Below are 18,424 nucleotides of genomic sequence, written 5' to 3'. Positions count from 1 at the left end.
CGCGCTGGTGCTGCGGCGCGAGGGCATGTCGGCCAAGGAAGCGATCCACAAGGCCTGTATCATGCGGTTCCGGCCGATCATCATGACGACGCTTGCCGCCTTGATGGGAACCCTGCCGATCGCCCTCGGCGCTGGCGCCAGCGCCGAGCTGCGTCAGCCGCTCGGCATCGCAGTCGTCGGCGGCCTGATGATCTCCCAGGTCCTGACGCTGTTCATCACGCCCGTCTTGTTCCTCTACATGGACAGGCTCTCGGAAGGGCTGGTGAGGCTCGGCGGGCTATTCCGCGGCAGCAGCCATGCGTCGCCGCCCGCGACGCACCCGGCGGAGTGAGCCGGCCGGCGGCGCCTCAGCCGGCGTCCAGCCCGTAGAGCGAGTGAAGCGTGCGCACGGCGAGTTCGGTATAGGCGGCGTCGATCAGCACCGAGAACTTGATCTCGGAGGTGGTGATCGCGCGGATGTTGATGCCCTTCTCGGCGAGCGCCCGGAAGGCGCGGGCCGCCACGCCCGCATGCGAGCGCATGCCGACGCCGATCGCCGAGATCTTCACCACGTCGGTCGCGCCCTGGATCTCCTGGTAGGAGATCGTGTCGTGCTTGCTCTCGAGCAGCGTGCGGGCGCGCTCGTAATCGGCCGTCGGCACGGTGAAGGTGATGTCGGTCGTCGCCTGATCGTCCGAGACGACCTGAATGATCATGTCGACATTGATATTGGCATCGGCGAGCGGGCCGAAGATCGCCGCGGCGACGCCGGGCTTGTCGGCCACGCGGCGGAGGGTGATCTGGGCTTCGTCCCGGGAGAAGGCGATGCCGGTGACGATCTGCTGTTCCACGATGTCGTCCTCGTCGCAGATGAGGGTGCCAGGATTGGGGTTTTCGGGGTCGTCGAAGGAGGAGCGCACATAGGTCGGCACGCGCTGCGTCATGGCGATCTCGACCGAGCGCACCTGCAGGACCTTCGAGCCGAGCGAGGCCATTTCGAGCATCTCCTCGAAGGAGACCTTGTCCATGCGCTTCGCCTTCGGGACGATGCGCGGATCGGTGGTGTAGACGCCGTCGACATCGGTGTAGATGTCGCAGCGATCGGCCTTGAGGCCGGCTGCGAGCGCCACCGCGCTCGTGTCGGAGCCGCCGCGGCCGAGCGTGACGATGCGGCGGCTTTCGGCATGCACGCCCTGGAAGCCGGAGCAGACGGCGACCTCGCGGTTGCGGTCGAAGCCGGCGATGATGCCGGCGCCGTCAACGTCGACGATGCGGGCCGAGCCATGGGCGTCCGAGCCGTAGATCGGGATTTGCCAACCCTGCCAGGAGCGGGCCGGGATGCCCATCTCGCGAAGCACGATCGCCATCAGCCCCGAGGTGACCTGCTCGCCCGAGGCGACGACGGTATCGTACTCCGCCTGGTCGTAGAGCGGCGCCGCTTCCTTGCACCAGGCGACGAGCTCGTTGGTCTTGCCCGACATCGCCGAGACCACGACCGCCACCTCGTTGCCGGCTTCGACCTCGCGTTTGACGTGCCGCGCCGCGTTCTTGATGCGCTCGACAGTGGCGACTGAGGTGCCGCCGAATTTCATCACCAGACGGGCCATGATGGTCTTTTCGATAGCTGTCCCGGCTTGCGGCCGGGTCGAAACGTCGCCCTCGCGCTCTCGGCGGGGCGGGTGTAGATGACGGGCGTCAGGCGCGGTGTCAATGCGGCATCGCATCAGCGAAGGACCCGTTCATGGCGGCTGCGACCGAACGTTCAGGCTCGACGATCGACCCGGCGGAGGTCGCCCGCTTCGACGCGATCGCGCGCGACTGGTGGGATCAGAAGGGCCCGATGGCCGTCCTGCACAAGTTCAACCCCGTGCGGCTGGCCTTCGTCCGCGATGAGGCCTGCGCCCGGTTCGGCCGCGACCCGAAGCAGATGCGGACCCTCGAAGGGCTGAGCCTGGTCGATATCGGCTGCGGGGGAGGGGTATTGTCCGAGCCGCTCGCAAGGCTCGGCGCAGAGGTCACAGGCCTCGACCCCGCCCCCACCAACATCGCCGTCGCCAGGGCCCATGCCGAAAGGAGCGGGCTTTCGATCGACTACCGCGAGGAGACGATCGAGGCCGTCGTCGCTTCCGGCCGGCGCTTCGATATCGTGCTGGCCATGGAGGTCGTCGAGCATGTCGCCGATGTCGAGGCCTTTGTCGCCGCCTGCTGTGCGGCGGTGAAGCCTGATGGCCTGCTGGTGATGGCGACCTTGAACCGCACGCTGAAATCCTATGCGCTGGCGATCGTCGGCGCGGAATATGTTCTGCGCTGGTTGCCGAAGGGCACCCATGACTGGGAGAAGTTCGTAACCCCGGCAGAGCTCGGCGGCGCCATCGAGGGCAATGGCTTCACGGTCGGGACGCAGGCCGGCGTGGTTTTCAATCCGCTGACCGGCCGCTGGAGCGCGTCGCGCGACATGGACGTCAACTACATGCTCGCCGCCTGCCGCGGCGGAGCCGCCTGACCTTCAATCCTTATATGCGGCGAGCTTCTCGCTCGCCTTGGCGATCTCTTGCAGGAATTCGGCCTGTAGGAGGTCTGCGATCCTGGCCTGAGCCTGCCTCCAGCCCGGCAGTGCCGCCTGCAGGCGCCTGACCCCGCTTTCCGTCAGCCAGACCGCTCGCCGCCGCAGGTCCTTCTCGACCGTCGCGATCTCGATCAGCCCCTCGCGCTCCAACCCGCGCAGGTTGCGCGAGAGCGTGGAGGGATCGAGCCCGGCGCGTGCCGCCAGCGCTGCCATCCGGTCGTCCGCATGGGTCGCGATCAGTGCCATCAGCCCGATCTGGGCGAGCCCGACACCATTCTCCTTCAGCGCTTCGTCGACGATCCTGGTCAATCGCCGTGCGAGCGCGCGGCTATTCAGCCCGGCGCAGCCCGCCACCTGCTCTTCGAGCTCCGCACGAAATCCCCGGTGTTCCGGCATTGCTCAGACCATCTATTTGCAGATACAAGGATTGTATATACAAGAAAATTCAAAGGAAGGGAATCCCGCCATGACGGCCATGCCCGACACCGTCCTCAGCCGCATCGGACGTACGACGCTGCTGCCTCTGCGCTGCATCGGTCCGCGGAATGGCGCGCGAATCCTCCTGAAGCTCGAGAGCGAAAACCCGACCGGGTCGATGAAGGATCGCATGGCGCTCGCCATGATCGAGGCGGCCGAAGCCGACGGACGGCTGAAGCCGGGTGGCAGCGTCGTCGAGTATACCGGCGGCAGCACCGGTGTCTCACTGGCTCAGGTCTGCGCGGTGAAGGGCTATCGGCTGCATATCGTGACCTCGGATGCGTTTGCCCGCGAGAAGCTCGTCCATATGCAGCTGCTGGGTGCCGAGCTGACGATCATCCGGAGCGAATCCGGTCGCATGACCGAGACGCTGACGAAGGACATGATCGCGGCTGCGGGCGTCATTGCCGCCGAGACCGGCGCGTTCTGGACCGACCAGATGCGCAATACCGATCAACTCGCCGCCTACGACAGGTTGGCGGACGAAATCTGGACTCAGACAGGCGGCCAGATCGACGGCTTCGTGCAGAGCGTCGGAACCGCCGCCTCCTTGCGCGGGACCGGTGAAGCGCTGCACCGCCGCGGCCGGCCGCTGGCGATCGTGGCGGTGGAGCCGGCCGAGTCCGCGGTGCTCTCGGGCGGTCCGACCGGAGCCCACAAGATCGACGGCGTCGGGGCAGGCTATGTGGTGCCGCTGTGGCGGGCCGAGCTCGTCGACGCGATCGAGCCCGTCTCGACCGAGGAGGCGCGGGCTATGGCGCTGCGGCTCGCCCGGGAGGAGGGGCTTTTCGCCGGGACCTCGACCGGCGGCAATGTCGTTGCCGCACTGCGCCTCGCCGGACGATTGGGAAGCGCCGCGACTATCGTCACGATGATGTGCGACACCGGCATGAAGTACCTGAACAGTTTCGCGGCGACGCTGCCCGGGAAGGCCTGAGCGCTTCTAAGGTCGCAGCACGGCGGCGACGAGGAGCAGGGCCAGGCCCGACGCGGCCGCGATCCCCGCCCGCAGGGCGTTGGCGTCGAAGCGTGTGGGGAAACCGAAGCGGTGCCAGAGCCATGTGCCGACGAAGGCCCCGACGAGCGCGAGCCCGGCGTTGAAGGTTACCCCGAAGCCGCCATCGCCGAGCAGCAGGTCCGAAATCCAGCCGAACAGGAGCGCGGCGAGGACGATCATCGTGACGACCAGCATGACGGAAAGCAGCGGCAGGTCCGGCAGGCCCACCATCATCAGCAGACTGCGCATGCCATCTATCCTCCAGCGCGCCTGCCCGCAGGATCGCGGCGAAGAGTGAAGAAAACGGAAGTGCCGGCGCCATCGTGATTTTGCGCTGCGGCGTGATTCCTTAGGTTAATGGCGCAGCGCAGCATATGGTGCATGATCGGCGTCCCAATCCGCCGACGAGCGCCGGGCTGGGCAACGACGGAAGAGAGCAGGGAGACGACCATGTCGAAGTCGCAGGCCGCCGTGAAGCCGCTCAAGGATCTCTACGAACTCGACGAACTGCCCCCGCTCGGCCATGTCCCGGAGAAGATGTATGCCTGGGCGATCCGGCGCGAGCGTCACGGGGCGCCGCAGGACTCGTTCCAGGTCGAGGTCGTGCCGACATGGCCTATCGGCGAGGAGGAGGTCTTGCTCCTCGTGATGGCCGGCGGCGTCAACTACAACGGCATCTGGGCCGGCCTCGGCCAGCCGATCTCGCCATTCGACGTCCACAAGGCGCCGTTCCATGTCGCCGGCTCCGATGCCGCGGGCATCGTCTGGGCAGTCGGCTCCAAGGTGAAGCGCTGGAAGGTCGGCGACGAGGTCATCGTCCACTGCAACCAGGACGACGGCGACGACGAGGAGTGCAATGGCGGCGACCCGATGTTCTCGTCGACCCAGCGCATCTGGGGATACGAGACGCCGGACGGCTCCTTCGCCCAGTTCTGCCGGGTGCAGTCGCGCCAGCTCATGCACAAGCCGAAGCATCTCGCCTGGGAGGAGGCTGCCTGCTACACGCTGACGCTGGCCACCGCCTACCGCATGCTCTTCGGCCATGCCCCGCACACCATCAAGCCCGGCGACAACGTGCTTGTCTGGGGCGCTTCCGGCGGCCTCGGCGTCTTCGGCGTCCAGCTCTGCGCGGCTTCGGGCGCCAACGCGATCGGCGTCATCTCGGACGAGACCAAGCGCGACTACGTGCTGGGCCTCGGCGCCAAGGGCGTGATCAACCGCAAGGATTTCAACTGCTGGGGCCAGATGCCCAAGGTCAATTCGCCCGAATACAACGAGTGGACCAAGGAGGCCCGCAAGTTCGGCAAGGCGATCTGGGACATCACCGGCAAGAAGGATGTCGACATCGTCTTCGAGCACCCGGGCGAGGCGACCTTCCCGGTCTCCTGCCTCGTCGCCAAGCGCGGCGGCATGGTGGTGTTCTGCGCGGGCACCTCGGGCTTCAACATCACCTTCGACGCCCGTTATGTCTGGATGCGCCAGAAGCGCGTCCAGGGCTCGCATTTCGCCCATCTCAAGCAGGCGAGCGCGGCCAACCAGTTCGTCATCGACCGGCGCATCGATCCCTGCATGTCCGAGGTCTTCCCCTGGGACAAGATCCCGCTCGCCCACCACAAGATGTGGAAGAACGAGCACGCACCGGGCAACATGTCGGTTCTGGTCTACGCGCCCCGCACGGGCTTGCGGACCTATGAGGACGTCGCGGAAGCTCTGGGGACATGAGCCGGTAAAAATCCGGTTGCAAAACAGAATCGGTTTCCTTAAATTCCGATTGCGAAATGCAATTGGTTTGGAGGATGCCATGGCTCTGACGCTCTATGCTCACCCGTTCTCGTCCTACTGCCAGAAGGTGCTGATCGCGCTCTACGAGAACGGGACGCCCTTCACCTATCGCAATCTCGAGGACGAAGGCGCGGGCGAAGAGTTGGAGGCGCTCTGGCTGCTGAAGCGTTTCCCGGTTCTCGTCGATGATGGCCGGACGGTGCTCGAATCCAGCGTCGTCATCGAGCATCTCGGATTGTATCACCCCGGTCCCGTGCGCCTCGTGCCGGAAGACGCCAAGGCCGCGCTCGAGGTCCGGACGATGGACCGCTTCTTCGACAACTATGTCATGACGCCGATGCAGCGCATCGTCGCCGATTTCATGCGCCCGCCCGAGGATCGTGACCGCGTCGGCGTTGCTCAGGCGCGCGCCATGCTCGATTCCGCTTATGGCTGGCTCGACGGGGCGATGGCCTCGCGGCAATGGGCTTGCGGGGATGGCTTCACCCTGGCCGATTGCAGTGCGGCACCGTCACTGTTTTACGCCGATTGGGTCCATGAGATCGACAGCACCTTTTCGAACGTGCGAGCCTACCGCGCCCGGTTGCTGAAGCGGCCATCCTTCGCGCGCGCGGTCGACGAGGCGCGGCCCTATCGTCACTACTTCCCGCCCGGCGCGCCGGATCGCGACTGAAATGCCACTCTCGGCATGGCCGCGTCACGGGCATGGCCCTGGGCGCCTGTGCGCTCTTTTGCCTCCGGCCGATCGGGAGTAGAGACGGCGGCCCTCGTCAGCGTCCGGTCCGATGTCGCCTCTCCTTATGCGAGCAATGCCGCTGCTCTTCACCTTCCTGTGGTCGACGGGATGGATCGTGGCCGGCTATTCGGCGCGCTACGCCGATGCGCTGACCTTTCTCTCCCTGCGCTTCGCCTCCGCAGCGGTTCTCGTCGGGCTGATGGCGCTCGCAGCCGGTGCGCCGTGGCCGCGCAGCCGCCGGGCCGTGATCGACATCGCGATCACGGGCGTCCTCCTTCACGGCATCTATCTCGCCGGCGTCTGGTGGGCGGTGCGTCATGGCTTGCCCGCCGGCATTTCCGGCCTGATCGCCGGCCTGCAGCCGATCCTGACCGCTCTCTTCGCCCCGGTCCTCGTCGGGGAGCGCATCTCGGGTGTCCGCTGGCTCGGTATCGCCTGCGGCTTCGTCGGAATCGCGCTCGTGCTTGAGCCCCAATTGGCCGGCGTCGATCCCGCGGTCTTGTGGGCTGTGCTTCTGCCGGTCCTGATCAACATCGTCGGCATGATCGCCGTCACCCTCGGCTCCTTCTACCAGAAGGCGCGGGTGGTTTCGGGCGATCTCAGGACGGTGACGGCGATCCAGTATACCGCCGCCTTTCTCGTCACCATTCCCGTCGCCTGGGCGCTGGAGCCGATGCGGATCGAGTGGAACGTGACGATGCTGCTCGTCCTGTTCTGGTCGGTGGTCGTCCTCTCGCTCGGCGGCATCGGGCTGTACCTGTTCATGCTTCGGCGCGGCGAAGTCTCGCGCATCGTGACCTTTCTCTATCTCGTACCGGCGCTGGTCGCGGTCGAGGCCTGGCTGCTGTTCGGGGAGACGCTTTCCGCGCTTCAGGTCGCCGGCATGGCCGTCAGCATCCTCGGTGTCGTCCTCGCCAGCCGGAAATAGCCGACCGCTGCCGGCATCCTCGCCGAAAGGCGGATTTTGGTTTCCCTGCGCTTCCGCCTATGCTGCGACGCAACAAAGGGAGGCTGAATCATGAGCGCCAACGCTGCGTTGCAAACCGAAAGCCGCGGGGGCGCGGTCGCTCTCGTCGCGGCGGCGCTGCCGGGCTTCGAGACGCTGCTCGAGGCTGCGGTCGCGGCCGTCCGGCGCAGGGTCGAAGTCGAGGGCCGGGTCTCCTCGGCCCGGCTCGAAGCCGAGCAGCATGCCGCGCATGGCCTGTCCTGGCTCGCCACCTACGTCACGGCGCTGCGCGAGCTGAAAGCCTATGGCGAGCGGCTGCAGGAGGAAGGACGCTACGGCGCGGTCGAGGACTGTGCGATCCGTATCGGCGCGGGTGAATACGCCGCCCAGATCTTCGGTGGCATTCCGATGAGCCAGGGAGAGATCGTCCGGCTGCCGGCGCTCGGCCTGTCGCAGGAGGCGGTGGCGGCCGCTTGCTCGGAGGCGGCCGAGAGGCTCATCGCCGAGGGCAACACGCCGGAAAACCGGGCCCGCTTCGTCGCCCTGTTCAGCCAGAGCGATGGTGCGAGCAGCGTGGGCGATCCCGGCCTTGACGAGACGCTGGAAGCGATCCGCTCGGAGATGCGCCGGTTCTGTGCCGCGGAGGTCACGCCGCACGCCCATGAATGGCATCTCGAGAACGACTACATCCCGATGCCGGTCGTCGAGAAGATGGCCGAAATCGGCGTCTTCGGCCTGACCATCCCCGAGGCGTTCGGCGGCATGGGCCTGTCAAAGGTCTCGATGTGCGTCGTCTCCGAGGAATTGTCGCGCGGCTATATCGGCGTTGGCTCGCTCGGGACCCGGTCCGAGATCGCGGCCGAGCTCATTCTCTGCGGCGGCACCGACGAGCAGAAGGCGAAGTGGCTGCCGAAGATCGCCTCCGGCGAGATCCTGCCGACCGCCGTCTTCACCGAGCCGAACACCGGCTCCGACCTCGCCAGCCTGCGCACCAAGGCGGTCAAGGAAGGGGACGGCGACGGCGCCGTCTGGAAGGTCTACGGCAACAAGACCTGGATCACCCATCCCGTCCGCGCCGACATCATGACACTGCTGGTGCGGACCGATCCCGATGCGCCGGGCTATCGCGGCCTGTCGATGCTGATCGCCGAGAAGCCGCGCGGAAGCGACGCCGATCCGTTCCCGGTCGAGGGCCTGACCGGCGGCGAGATCGAAGTGCTCGGCTATCGCGGCATGAAGGAATACGAGCTCGCCTTCGACGGTTTCATCGTGAAGGGCGAAAACCTGCTCGGCGGTGTCGAGGGGCAGGGCTTCAAGCAACTCATGCAGACCTTCGAGGCCGCGCGTATCCAGACGGCGGCCCGCGCCATCGGCGTCGCGCAATCGGCCTTCGATCTCGGCTTGCGTTACGCTCAGGAGCGCATCCAGTTCGGCAAGCCGCTGATCGCCTTCCCGCGCGTCGCCGACAAGCTCGCCATGATGGCGGCGGAGATCCTGATCGCCCGCCAGCTCACCTATTTCGCTGCCCGCGAGAAGGATGCTGACCGGCGTTGCGACCTCGAGGCCGGCATGGCCAAGCTGCTCGGCGCCCGCGTCGCCTGGGCGGCGGCCGACAACGCCCTGCAGATCCACGGTGGCAACGGCTTCGCGCTGGAATATCCGGTGAGCCGTGTGCTCTGCGATGCCCGCATCCTCAACATCTTCGAGGGCGCAGCCGAAATCCAGGCGCAGGTGATCGCCCGGCGCCTGGTCGAAGGGTAGGGGTAATACCTAGAGCGAGCGTCGCGGCGCATCCGGCAGCATGCGCCGGAGCGTGTCGTCCTTGCGCACGAAATGATGCCAGAAGGCCGCGAGCGCGTGCAGGCAGGCGAGGGCGATCAACGCATAGGCGGCCCATTCGTGCCATTCCCGGATGGGGCGCGTGGCGGCACGCGGCTCGGCCGCCTGGAAGGCCGGCACGGCGAACAGGCCGAAGTCGAACCCCTGCCCGCGCCGGACCGCGTAGACGAGGCCGATGATCGGGACGATCAGCATCACGAGATAGAGGGCGACATGGCCAATCCGTGCGGCCAGGGCCAGGATCGCTGGGCCGTCGGGCATTTTCGGCGGACGATGGGTCAGGCGCCAGCCCAGCCGGGCGAGGACAAGCACGAGGATCGCGATCCCCACGACCTTGTGGGTCTCGACCACCGCATATTCCCAGCTATGCGGAAAAACGTCGACCGTCAGCCCGAGCCCGAAGGCCACCAGGATCAGCGCAGCGATGCTCCAGTGGAGCTTGCGCGCGACGGCATCATAGGCGGTCGCGGCGGTGGTGGTAGCGGAAAGGTCGGCCACGGTCGGTTTTCCCAGATTAGAGGAATTCCAATCTAAATGGCGGCCTTTCGCTGGGGAAGTTAAATCTTGTTCATGATCGCTGCCGGATATGGTGCGGGCGGCGGGAGCGAAGGAACGCCGTGATAATTTCGACACCATCGCGGGCTTGGCATAAGGCGGCCGCCGATGGCGGCCGGATTAGCCGACAGGAGAGATGATGCTGAACCTTTTTGCCCCCGCCCTTGCCGGAGCCGCGCTTGTCGCCACCGCCATGTTGCCTGCCGCGCCTGCGGCTGCGCAGGATTCGGCTGCCGCTCGCCTGCCGCCGCGCATCAGCGTGATGGGTGAGGGGGAGGCCTCGGTCGCGCCCGACATGGCGGTCGTGACGCTGAGCGTCCTGCGCGAGGCCGGGACGGCGCGCGAGGCGCTCAACGCCAACAGCGCCGCGATGAAGGAGGTGTTGGACGCGCTCAAGGCGGCGGGCATCGCGGAGCGCGACATCCAGACCTCGCGCCTCGACATTCAGCCGCGTTATTCCCAGCCCTCGCGCGACAAGCCGCAGGAGCCGAAGATCGTCGGCTATGCGGTCAGCAACGAGGTCACCGTCCGCATTCGCAAGCTCGCCGAGGCCGGGGCGATCATCGACAAGGTCGTCGGTCTCGGCGTCAACCAGGGTGGCGGCATCAGCTTCGTCAAGGAGGACCTGAAGGCCACCATGACCGAGGCGCGCAAGCGCGCCGTGGCGGACGCGCTCGACAAGGCGCGTACCTTGGCCGAGGCTGCGGGCGTGAAGCTCGGCCCGATCCTGTCGATCGAGGAAAATGCCGCGCCGCCGCGGCCGATCGCCTACGCCGCGCCGATGCGCAAGGCGGCCGCCGACATGGCCGTGCCGCTGGCCAGCGGCGAGAACAGCTACCAGACCCAGGTCAGCGTGGTCTTCGAGATCGCCCGCTGACCGGGCCGACTGCTGCAGGGAGGGCGGCGGCTCAGTTCGCCGCCTGTCCGGTCCAGGGAACGCCCGAGAGCATCCGCTCCAGGACCGCCATCCGCATCGGCACCGACAGCTGGACCTGCCGGAAGTAGCCGGCATTGGGCAGGCTGTCGCAGGAGGTGTCCAGCTCCGAGAAGCGCGGCAGCGGATTGAGAATCAGCGTATCGGAACGCGCGTCGAGAATCTTCCGTGCCGTGATCGTGAAGGGCTCGCTTTCCTTCTCCTTGTCGACCGCTTCGTTGCCGAGCGAGGCATGGGCGAAGCGACTCATGTCTTGCATCTGGATGCTGAGCACGTCGTGGTCGAGGGTCTGGCGCACGTCGTGGACGATCCTGACCTCGGTTCCCAGCCCGGCGAGCACGGTCATCGCCTCCCGCATCACCGGGTTGATCGGGACGTCGGGCAGGCAGCACAGCGTGAAGCGCTTCGGCGGCGCCAGCCTTAGCATCTTGACGAAGGACACCGCGAAGCGGGCGCGCGTGTCGCTCGACAGCGCGATCGCGAGCTTTTCGATGTCGCCACGCATCTGGCGGATGGCGAAGAGATCGATCAGCGCCTGGCTCGGATGCTCGTCCGCGCCATTGCCCGCGTTGATTACCGGCAGGTAGCTCAGCCGCGAGACGCGGTAGGGCATATCCTCAAGATGCGAGCGCACCACCAGCAGATCGCTGTAGAGCTCGACGGTGCGGATATGGTCCTCGACCGATTCGCCCGTGCTGGTCCCCATCCGGCTGCGGTCGGTGTCATAGGCATCGATGGACTGGTGGCCGAGCCGGGCCGCCGCAGCCTGGAAGCCGAGGCGCGTGCGCGTGCTGCGCTGGTCGAACAACGTGGCGATCACTCGCGGCCTGCGGCGATGGGTCGGCTGCTCCGGCAGAATCCCGGCTTTTTCCTGCTCCTCTTCCTGGAGATGGCGTTCGGCACGTTCGAAGATGTCGTCGAGATCGAAGCGCGAAACCGCGTCGGCACTCAGCAGGTCCTTGCCGCTCGGGTAGTTCGGGCGCTGCATCAAGGCCTCCGGCTCGCGCGGATGCGTCCGGGGCGCATGAAGCCTGCGCCGGTCCGATCGCAATGCGATCTGACCGGATCACGCATTCGCTATCAATAGTTCGGCAGAGGATTCCGCGAGTGGCTCGGTCATGCCGTTTCGAAGCCCGGCCTAGGCGACTTCGCTGAACCGGTCCCCCTTGCGGGAACCGCTGGTGGGGCGGGGCGGCTTGGCGCGCCCCGTCGCCACCCGGTTACCGATCATCGGCAGCAATGCCTCGGCGGCCATCGGCCGAGCGAAGACGAAGCCCTGGATGCCGTGCACAGCGTGCTTCTCGATGATCGCGAGCTGCTCCGGCGTCTCCACACCCTCGACGATCAGTCGCAGCTTCAGATCATGGGCGAGCTGCGTGATCGCGTTCATCAGGTATTCGGCCTTGCGCGATGTGCCGAGCTCTTGCGTGAAGGCCTGGTCGATCTTGATCGTGTCGATCGGCAGATGGGCGAGGTAGCTGAGCGAGGAATACCCCGTGCCGAAATCGTCGAGCGCGATGCGGACCCCGAGCGTCCGGAGCGCAATAAGACGGGCGGTGACGTGCTCGGCGTCCTCGATCAGCGAGCTTTCGGTGATTTCGATGGTGAGCCGCTGCGGATCGAGCCGATGGCGTCGCAGCAGCGCGGCAACGAGCCCGACCAGATCGTGCCCGTGATCGAACTGCCGGGCCGAAACGTTGACGCTGACGCCGATGTTTCGCGGCCATGTCAGCGCCGTCCGGATGGCCTCGTCGAGCGCCCAGGCGCCGAGCACGGTGATGAGGCCGGTGCGCTCCGCCAGCGGTATGAAGCGCTCGGGGCTGACAAGCCCACGTTCCGGGTGGTTCCAGCGCAGCAGCGCCTCGGCCATCGTCGCCGTCCCCGAGCGCGGATTGTAGATCGGCTGGAACTGGAGCTCGAATTGGCCGCGCCGGATTCCGTCGCGCAGTTCGGCTTCGATCGCGCGGCTGTCCTCGTGCTCGTCATGGACCGTTTCGTTGTAGACGACGAAGCGGTTCCGGCCCTCGAGCTTGGCGCGGTAGAGCGCAATGTCGACGCATTTCAGCGCTTCGTCGATCGTATTGGCGCATCCCGCCGGCGCGATGCCGATGCTCGCCGTCGCGGTGACGTGGCGCCCCGCCACCACGCGCTGGCTGCCGAGCAGCATGACCAGGCGCCGGGCGAATGCAGTCGATTCGCCGGCATCGCGCGCCGTTGCCACCATGAACTCGTCGCCGCCGGTGCGGGCGGCGATGTCACCGGGCTGGAGCTCCCCGCTCAGCAGATCGCCGAAGGCCTGCAGCAGCGCGTCGCCGACATCGTGGCCGAAGCTGTCGTTGATGCCCTTGAAGCGGTCGATGTCGATCGAGATCAGCGTGATCGGATGGCCCGCGTTGGTCTCGGCACGGATCTCGCGCATGAAACCGCGGCGGTTGTAGAGGCTGGTGATCGTGTCGCTGACCGCGAGATTCTCCAGCTCCCGCATCGTGCGCAGCCGGGCCACGAAGACGCGGTGGATGACCTGCGCGCTCGAGAAGGTCAGCACTGTCGTCAGCGCAACCGTGAGCCCGATCATCAGATAGGCCAGGTCCCGGGTCCAGATCAGGGCGAGCATGAACGGAAAGGCCGCTATCAGGATCTGCACGCGCGTCACCAGGGGCCGCGACGTGTTGCGGCCCGAGATTCCGGCGAGGTAGCCGATGGTCTGCGCGATCGCGAGCACCGCGACCGGCTGATAGGTGTAGTTGAGCACCGCATGAGAGCCGAACGCGGCAATGAGCGCGGCCGTCGACCAGGCGCCGACCATCGCCAGCCTTTCGAGACGGGTGATCTCGGCTTCGCTGGCCCTGGCGAGGTCGACGCGCAGGAAGCGCCGATGCGCGAGCTGGCGGACCAGCCCGATGGCCAGCATGGCCACGGTCATCGATGCGAAGGAAGCGTCGCCGCCCGTCAGCGCCGTGGCCGCCGCCATGACGGTCGCCACCATGGCGGCTCCGATCAGGATCGTGCCGGGCGTCGCGTACAAGGCCGCGACCAGCTCCGATTTCATAGCGCGCTCGTTCTCGCGAACCTCGGCCATCTCATCCGCCCTACCGGTCGATCTTGCCCCCGACGCAGCGTAATGGGCATCTTCGGAAAAGGGTTCTTAATGAACGGTGTGACGTATGAAGGTTTTCTTTCGGATCGACGAAATTTCGCCGCGTCTGGCCGGGTGAGCCGATCGGCGCGCGGTCGTCTCATTGCTGCTGAGCCGCGGGCATTGCGCAGCCGGTGCTGTCGAGCATCCGTGTTGCACCGGCAACCCTGCACGATCCGCGCGGCGACCCGGCACGGCCGACACTTGTGGATCGATGCACGACAGTCCAGCGTGCCGCGCGATTCCCCCGGGTCATGCCCGGCCTGAGCGATCGGAAAGAACATGAATCGACATTTCATCAATGGCCGCTATGTCGCTGGCCAGACGGGAGAAACCCTCGCCAAGCTCGATCCCGCAACGGGCGAGGAGTTTGCCCGGATCGCTTGCGGCAACGCGGCCGACATCGATGCTGCGGTCATGGCCGCCCGCTCCGCCTTCGACGGTGCCTGGGGCAGGCTGACGGCCGCAGAGCGCGGCCGCCTGATCGCGAAGCTGTCCGTCAAGGTGCACGATCATTTCGACGAACTGGCCAAGCTCGAGGCCCGCGATACCGGCAAGCCGATGAGCCAGGCCCGCGCCGACATCGACGCCACCATCCGCTATTTCGAGTTCTATGGCGGCGCGGCCGACAAGGTCCACGGCCATGTCATCCCCTTCCTGAACGGCTACAGCGTCAGCGTCATTCACGAGCCGCACGGCGTCACCGGCCATATCCTGCCCTGGAACTATCCGGCGCAGATGATCGGCCGCTCGCTCACCGCCTCGCTCGCCATGGGCAATGCCGTGGTGCTCAAGCCTGCCGAGGACGCCTGCTCGACGGCCTTCCGCCTCGCCGAGCTCGCCAGCGAGGTCGGCTTCCCCGACGGCGCGATCAACATCGTCGCGGGCAGGGGGCACGAGGCGGGTGCGGCGCTCTCCGCCCATCCCGGCATCGGCTTCATGTCCTTCACCGGCTCGCCCGAGGTCGGCAAGATGGTGCAGCACGCCTGTGCCGAGCACCTCATCCCCTGCACGCTCGAACTCGGCGGCAAGTCGCCTCAGATCGTTTTCGAGGATGCCGATATCGAGGCGTTCGTGCCGATCGCCTGCAAGGCCATCGTCCAGAACACCGGGCAGACCTGCTCGGCCGGCAGCCGCCTGCTGGTGCAGAAGTCGATCTATGACGACGTCCTTGCCGAGGTGGCGAAAGCCTTCTCGAAGCTGCAGGCGGGCACGCCTGAGATGGATCTCGATTGCGGCCCGGTCATTAACGCCAGGCAGCGCGGGCGCGTCCAGAGCTTCATCGACCAGACCAGAGAAGCCGGCATCCCGGTGATCGCCGAGGGCAGGGTCGCTCAAGGCGTGCCGAATGGCGGTTTCTACGTCACGCCGACGCTGTTCGGCCCGGTGCCGCGCGGCAACCGCCTCGAGCAGGAGGAGGTCTTCGGCCCGGTCCTTGCGGCCTTCCCCTTCGAGGACGAGGAGGATGCGATCACGGCCGCCAACGGGACCGACTACGGCCTCGTCACGGCGGTCTGGACCAAGGATGGCGGGCGTCAGCAGCGCGTCGCCAAGCGTGTCCGCGCCGGGCAGGTCTTCATCAACGGCTACGGCGCCGGCGGCGGAATCGAACTGCCTTTCGGCGGGACCGGCAAGAGCGGTCATGGCCGCGAGAAGGGCTTCATCGCGCTGGAGGAGTTCGCCACCACCAAGACGATCGTGCACAGGCACGGCTGACGCGGCGCCTCATTCTCCGGCCAAAGCATCGCTTTGCCGGAGAATGAGGAGGGCATCACATCGTGACGATGTGGCGGATCGTCCGCCCTTCGTTCAGCGCGTCGAAGCCCTCGTTGATCTCGTCGAGGGTGCCGGAGCTGGTCCAGAGCCGGTCGACCGGCAATTTGCCGCGCTGGTACAGCTCGATGAAGCGCGGAATGTCGCGCGAGGGCACGCAGGAGCCGACATAGGACCCCTTGAGCGTCCTCTCTTCTGCGACCAGCCGCACCGGCGAGAGCGCAAGCGTATGCGCGGGGTTGGCGAGGCCGGCCGTGGTGGTCGTGCCGCCGCGCCGGGTGATCTGGTAGGCGAGGTCGAGGGCTTTCACCGAGCCGGCCATCTCCAGCCCGTGGTCGACGCCGCCCCGCGTCGCCTGCCTGATCGTCTCGACCGCATTCGGTTCGTCTGCCTTGAAGACGTCGCTCGCCCCGAGCGCCAGAGCGAGATCGAGCTTGTCCTGGGCGAGATCGACGGCGACCACCCGCGAGGCGCCGCAGGCGATCGCCCCGAGCAGGGCCGAAAGCCCGACGCCGCCGAGGCCGACGACCGCCACGGTCTCGCCGGCCTTGATCCGGGCCGTGTTCACGGCAGCGCCGACGCCGGTGAGAACGGCGCAGCCGAACAGCGCCGCGATCTCGTGCGGGATCTCGGCCTCGACCTTGACCAGCGAGCGGCGCGAGACGACTGCGTGCTCGGCGAAGGCGGACACGCCGATATGGTGATGCACCGGCTGGCCATGAGCCGAGAGCCGGCGCCCGCCGCCGAGCATCTCGCCGCGCCCATTGGCGGCGTTGCCGGGTTCGCACAGGGCGGGGCGCCCCTCGGCGCAGGGTGCGCAATGCCCGCAGGAGGGCACGAACACCATCACGACACGGTCACCGGGCTTCAGGTCATCGACGCCGGGACCGGTCTCGACGACCTCCCCGGCCGCCTCGTGGCCGAGCACCATCGGCACCGGCCGCGGGCGGTTTCCGTCGATGACGGAGAGATCGGAATGGCAAAGCCCCGCGGCGCGCACCCGGACGAGAACTTCTTCGCGCCCGGGTGGAGCGAGCTCCAGCTCCTCGATCCGGAGCGGGCGGCTCAGCATGTAAGGCGCCGCAACCGGGCTCTCGTTCAGGACGGCGGCGCGAATCTTCATGGGCGCAAGCTCCGGTCTCGTGATCGCGCGATATCCCGACAGGAGACGGGGCTGCTGTCAAAGGCTGCGCGGTATGTCACAGGGCAGGGGGAGACCGCGTTTCGCGGCGACAGGTTGCGGCACAGATGGGTCTCGTCCGGTCGGGAAGAGGCCGGCGCCCTCTCTCAGGGCGCGAGCTGCCGGGCCTTGCGGTCAAGGCTCTGGAAGAGCGGCAGGGTTTCGGCTGCGAAGCTTTTCAATTCCGGATCGTCACCGGTCCTGGCATAGCTGTCGAGCAACTGCGCGAGCTCCCGATGCGTGCTGCGCTGGGCGTCCGTATAGGCCTTGTCGAAATCCGTACCGTCCAGACTTCCGAGATCCCGCAGCAGGTCGAGGCGGCGGCTGTCCGGCCGGTCGGGCAGGGCGATGTCGGATCGGCGTGCGATGATCCGCCTCAGGCTGCTCGCCGCCTTGGCATGATCCTCAGCGAGGCGCAGGGCATACTCCTTGATGGCCGACGAGCTGCTCTTTTGGCGTGCCAGCGTCGCCGATTCGATGCCGAACATGTTGGCGATGGCGACCTGCCTGACGAACTCCGGTGCCGGCAACGACGCCTGCGCATGGGCCGGGCGAAAGCGCAGCAGAGCCATGCCTGCGAGCGCGTGCGGGATCGCTGCGAGGAGGGCTCGGCGTGTTCGGGTCATGGCACGGCAACCGCGCAGGCATGGGCTTGGTTCCACAGCGCGGAAGCGGCCGCGCGCTTGTCCCTCCGCCTGGCCTGGGATAGCAGGACTTGCGTCCGCGGCTTCGGGCCGGCGCGACAGGGAAGGGACATCATGCCGACCACCGCTGAAACCGTTCGCGATGCGCTTCTCGCGGCCCGCCGCGAAGGATCCCTGATCGAGACGGCGAGCCTGCCGGTGCCGCCGTCGCTGGCGGACGGACTTGCCATCGCGCGCGCGGTCAACCGCGGCGCCGGCTTCGAGGATCGCGGCTGGAAGGTCGGTATCGCCGAGGACGGCACGCCGATCGCGGGGCTGATGCCGGGCCCCTGGCTGGCGCCGGGGGACGTCTACGAGGGGGCGACGGGCGCGGAGATCCGCTTCGAGATCGAACTGGGCCTGCGCCTCGCGCGCGAAGTGCCGTTGCGGCCAGGTCAGCCGTGGTCGCGGGCAGAGCTGCTCGCCTGCTGCGACAGGGCGTTCCTCGGGATCGAGATCGTCGAGAGCCGCCTCGCCAACTGGGCCGGCGCCGTTGCCATGCCGCTCTGGCTCGCCGATGCGATGGGCCACGGCGGCTATTTCGTCGGTCCCGATCTCGACATCGGCGTGCTCGACGATGTGACAGGGCTCGGCTGCTTCATCTCGCTCAATGGTGTGGCGATCTACGATCAGCCGGCGGTGCATGGCAATGGCGACCCGATGACCCCGTTCCTGGCCTGGGCGAACCGGCAGGAGGAGGGTCTGGGGCCGCTGCGCGCCGGCCAGCTCGTCACCACCGGCAGCCTTTGCGGCGGGGTTCTCTCGCCTGGCAAGGGCGATGTCGTCGCCAAGCTGAACCCGCTCGCCAGCGTAGCGTTTACGCTTCGTTAGAGGAAACCAT

The 18,424-nt window shown here is 67.1% G+C and carries 18 protein-coding genes; 10 read left to right on the top strand and 8 right to left on the bottom strand.

What is annotated here, in order from left to right; translation table 11 throughout:
* On the top strand, window positions 1–331 hold a 331-nt coding region (locus BGO20_RS07080; RefSeq protein ID WP_299857198.1), incomplete at its 5' end, for an efflux RND transporter permease subunit.
* A gap of 16 nt (window positions 332–347) precedes the next feature.
* Here the strand turns inward: BGO20_RS07080 and BGO20_RS07075 are convergent.
* A complete protein-coding gene (locus BGO20_RS07075; protein WP_291661066.1) occupies window positions 348–1,586 on the bottom strand; it encodes an aspartate kinase in 1,239 nt (412 codons plus the stop codon).
* 134 nt (window positions 1,587–1,720) lie between these two features.
* Here BGO20_RS07075 and ubiG point away from each other — a divergent pair, with 134 nt between their 5' ends.
* The gene (gene ubiG, locus BGO20_RS07070; RefSeq protein WP_291661064.1) at window positions 1,721–2,482 is read left to right on the top strand and encodes a bifunctional 2-polyprenyl-6-hydroxyphenol methylase/3-demethylubiquinol 3-O-methyltransferase UbiG; all 762 of its coding nucleotides are present in this window, start codon (window positions 1,721–1,723) and stop codon (window positions 2,480–2,482) included.
* 3 nt (window positions 2,483–2,485) lie between these two features.
* Here ubiG and BGO20_RS07065 read toward each other — a convergent pair whose 3' ends face one another.
* On the bottom strand, window positions 2,486–2,899 hold the full coding sequence (locus tag BGO20_RS07065; RefSeq protein ID WP_291661062.1) for a MarR family winged helix-turn-helix transcriptional regulator: 414 nt from the start codon (window positions 2,897–2,899) through the stop codon (window positions 2,486–2,488).
* Window positions 2,900–3,011: 112 nt separating this feature from the next.
* On the opposite strand from BGO20_RS07065, the gene BGO20_RS07060 reads away from it, so the two are divergent.
* Window positions 3,012–3,959, top strand: a complete 948-nt coding sequence (locus BGO20_RS07060; RefSeq protein ID WP_291661061.1) for a PLP-dependent cysteine synthase family protein — start codon at window positions 3,012–3,014, stop codon at window positions 3,957–3,959.
* Window positions 3,960–3,965: 6 nt separating this feature from the next.
* Here the strand turns inward: BGO20_RS07060 and BGO20_RS07055 are convergent, their stop codons facing one another.
* Window positions 3,966–4,268: a hypothetical protein gene (locus BGO20_RS07055; RefSeq protein ID WP_291661060.1), complete on the bottom strand. Its 303-nt coding sequence runs from the start codon at window positions 4,266–4,268 to the stop codon at window positions 3,966–3,968.
* Between the two features lie 201 nt (window positions 4,269–4,469).
* On the opposite strand from BGO20_RS07055, the gene ccrA reads away from it, so the two are divergent.
* The 4 genes from ccrA (at window position 4,470) to BGO20_RS07035 (ending at window position 9,244) form a co-directional block, all read left to right on the top strand.
* Complete coding sequence (gene ccrA / locus BGO20_RS07050; RefSeq protein ID WP_291661059.1) at window positions 4,470–5,741, top strand: crotonyl-CoA carboxylase/reductase; 1,272 nt, start codon at window positions 4,470–4,472, stop codon at window positions 5,739–5,741.
* A gap of 79 nt (window positions 5,742–5,820) precedes the next feature.
* The gene (locus tag BGO20_RS07045) at window positions 5,821–6,474 is read left to right on the top strand and encodes a glutathione S-transferase family protein (RefSeq protein ID WP_291661057.1); all 654 of its coding nucleotides are present in this window, start codon (window positions 5,821–5,823) and stop codon (window positions 6,472–6,474) included.
* A 112-nt stretch (window positions 6,475–6,586) separates the two neighbouring features.
* On the top strand, window positions 6,587–7,465 hold the full coding sequence (locus BGO20_RS07040; protein WP_299857191.1) for a DMT family transporter: 879 nt from the start codon (window positions 6,587–6,589) through the stop codon (window positions 7,463–7,465).
* Window positions 7,466–7,555: 90 nt separating this feature from the next.
* Window positions 7,556–9,244 (top strand): acyl-CoA dehydrogenase family protein, encoded by a 1,689-nt coding sequence (locus tag BGO20_RS07035; RefSeq protein WP_291661055.1) that lies wholly within the window; start codon window positions 7,556–7,558, stop codon window positions 9,242–9,244.
* 9 nt (window positions 9,245–9,253) lie between these two features.
* Here the strand turns inward: BGO20_RS07035 and BGO20_RS07030 are convergent, their stop codons facing one another.
* The gene (locus BGO20_RS07030) at window positions 9,254–9,820 is read right to left on the bottom strand and encodes a cytochrome b (protein WP_291661054.1); all 567 of its coding nucleotides are present in this window, start codon (window positions 9,818–9,820) and stop codon (window positions 9,254–9,256) included.
* A gap of 196 nt (window positions 9,821–10,016) precedes the next feature.
* On the opposite strand from BGO20_RS07030, the gene BGO20_RS07025 reads away from it, so the two are divergent.
* Complete coding sequence (locus BGO20_RS07025) at window positions 10,017–10,754, top strand: SIMPL domain-containing protein (RefSeq protein WP_291661705.1); 738 nt, start codon at window positions 10,017–10,019, stop codon at window positions 10,752–10,754.
* Window positions 10,755–10,785: 31 nt separating this feature from the next.
* Here BGO20_RS07025 and BGO20_RS07020 read toward each other — a convergent pair whose 3' ends face one another.
* Both BGO20_RS07020 and BGO20_RS07015 read right to left on the bottom strand, forming a co-directional pair.
* Window positions 10,786–11,799: an aspartate/ornithine carbamoyltransferase family protein gene (locus tag BGO20_RS07020; RefSeq protein ID WP_291661053.1), complete on the bottom strand. Its 1,014-nt coding sequence runs from the start codon at window positions 11,797–11,799 to the stop codon at window positions 10,786–10,788.
* Window positions 11,800–11,949: 150 nt separating this feature from the next.
* Window positions 11,950–13,890 (bottom strand): putative bifunctional diguanylate cyclase/phosphodiesterase, encoded by a 1,941-nt coding sequence (locus BGO20_RS07015; RefSeq protein ID WP_291661051.1) that lies wholly within the window; start codon window positions 13,888–13,890, stop codon window positions 11,950–11,952.
* 339 nt (window positions 13,891–14,229) lie between these two features.
* Between BGO20_RS07015 and BGO20_RS07010 the strand changes: the two genes are divergently transcribed.
* Window positions 14,230–15,663: an aldehyde dehydrogenase family protein gene (locus BGO20_RS07010; protein WP_291661049.1), complete on the top strand. Its 1,434-nt coding sequence runs from the start codon at window positions 14,230–14,232 to the stop codon at window positions 15,661–15,663.
* Between the two features lie 55 nt (window positions 15,664–15,718).
* On the opposite strand, the gene BGO20_RS07005 is transcribed toward BGO20_RS07010, so the two are convergent.
* Together BGO20_RS07005 and BGO20_RS07000 are read right to left on the bottom strand one after the other, a co-directional pair.
* A complete protein-coding gene (locus BGO20_RS07005) occupies window positions 15,719–16,843 on the bottom strand; it encodes a zinc-dependent alcohol dehydrogenase family protein (RefSeq protein WP_291661047.1) in 1,125 nt (374 codons plus the stop codon).
* A gap of 164 nt (window positions 16,844–17,007) precedes the next feature.
* Window positions 17,008–17,526: a DUF4142 domain-containing protein gene (locus BGO20_RS07000; RefSeq protein WP_291661045.1), complete on the bottom strand. Its 519-nt coding sequence runs from the start codon at window positions 17,524–17,526 to the stop codon at window positions 17,008–17,010.
* A 132-nt stretch (window positions 17,527–17,658) separates the two neighbouring features.
* Here BGO20_RS07000 and BGO20_RS06995 point away from each other — a divergent pair, with 132 nt between their 5' ends.
* Complete coding sequence (locus tag BGO20_RS06995; RefSeq protein ID WP_291661044.1) at window positions 17,659–18,414, top strand: hypothetical protein; 756 nt, start codon at window positions 17,659–17,661, stop codon at window positions 18,412–18,414.
* Window positions 18,415–18,424: the final 10 nt, after the last annotated feature.

The sequence above is a fragment of the Allobosea sp. 67-29 genome (assembly GCF_001898115.1).
GTDB lineage: Bacteria > Pseudomonadota > Alphaproteobacteria > Rhizobiales > Beijerinckiaceae > Allobosea.
Note: the sequence above shows the minus strand (reverse complement) of the source record. Positions and strands in the feature narration are given on the sequence as shown.

Bases quoted from the DNA above. Each gene is read 5' to 3' on its own strand.
- BGO20_RS07075 (WP_291661066.1), bottom strand. From the start codon at position 1,586: ATGGCCCGTCTGGTGATGAAATTCGGCGGCACCTCAGTCGCCACTGTC.
- ubiG (WP_291661064.1), top strand. From the start codon at position 1,721: ATGGCGGCTGCGACCGAACGTTCAGGCTCGACGATCGACCCGGCGGAG.
- BGO20_RS07060 (WP_291661061.1), top strand. From the start codon at position 3,012: ATGACGGCCATGCCCGACACCGTCCTCAGCCGCATCGGACGTACGACG.
- BGO20_RS07055 (WP_291661060.1), bottom strand. From the start codon at position 4,268: ATGCGCAGTCTGCTGATGATGGTGGGCCTGCCGGACCTGCCGCTGCTT.
- ccrA (WP_291661059.1), top strand. From the start codon at position 4,470: ATGTCGAAGTCGCAGGCCGCCGTGAAGCCGCTCAAGGATCTCTACGAA.
- BGO20_RS07045 (WP_291661057.1), top strand. From the start codon at position 5,821: ATGGCTCTGACGCTCTATGCTCACCCGTTCTCGTCCTACTGCCAGAAG.
- BGO20_RS07040 (WP_299857191.1), top strand. From the start codon at position 6,587: ATGTCGCCTCTCCTTATGCGAGCAATGCCGCTGCTCTTCACCTTCCTG.
- BGO20_RS07035 (WP_291661055.1), top strand. From the start codon at position 7,556: ATGAGCGCCAACGCTGCGTTGCAAACCGAAAGCCGCGGGGGCGCGGTC.
- BGO20_RS07025 (WP_291661705.1), top strand. From the start codon at position 10,017: ATGCTGAACCTTTTTGCCCCCGCCCTTGCCGGAGCCGCGCTTGTCGCC.
- BGO20_RS07020 (WP_291661053.1), bottom strand. From the start codon at position 11,799: ATGCAGCGCCCGAACTACCCGAGCGGCAAGGACCTGCTGAGTGCCGAC.
- BGO20_RS07015 (WP_291661051.1), bottom strand. From the start codon at position 13,890: ATGGCCGAGGTTCGCGAGAACGAGCGCGCTATGAAATCGGAGCTGGTC.
- BGO20_RS07010 (WP_291661049.1), top strand. From the start codon at position 14,230: ATGAATCGACATTTCATCAATGGCCGCTATGTCGCTGGCCAGACGGGA.
- BGO20_RS07005 (WP_291661047.1), bottom strand. From the start codon at position 16,843: ATGAAGATTCGCGCCGCCGTCCTGAACGAGAGCCCGGTTGCGGCGCCT.
- BGO20_RS07000 (WP_291661045.1), bottom strand. From the start codon at position 17,526: ATGACCCGAACACGCCGAGCCCTCCTCGCAGCGATCCCGCACGCGCTC.
- BGO20_RS06995 (WP_291661044.1), top strand. From the start codon at position 17,659: ATGCCGACCACCGCTGAAACCGTTCGCGATGCGCTTCTCGCGGCCCGC.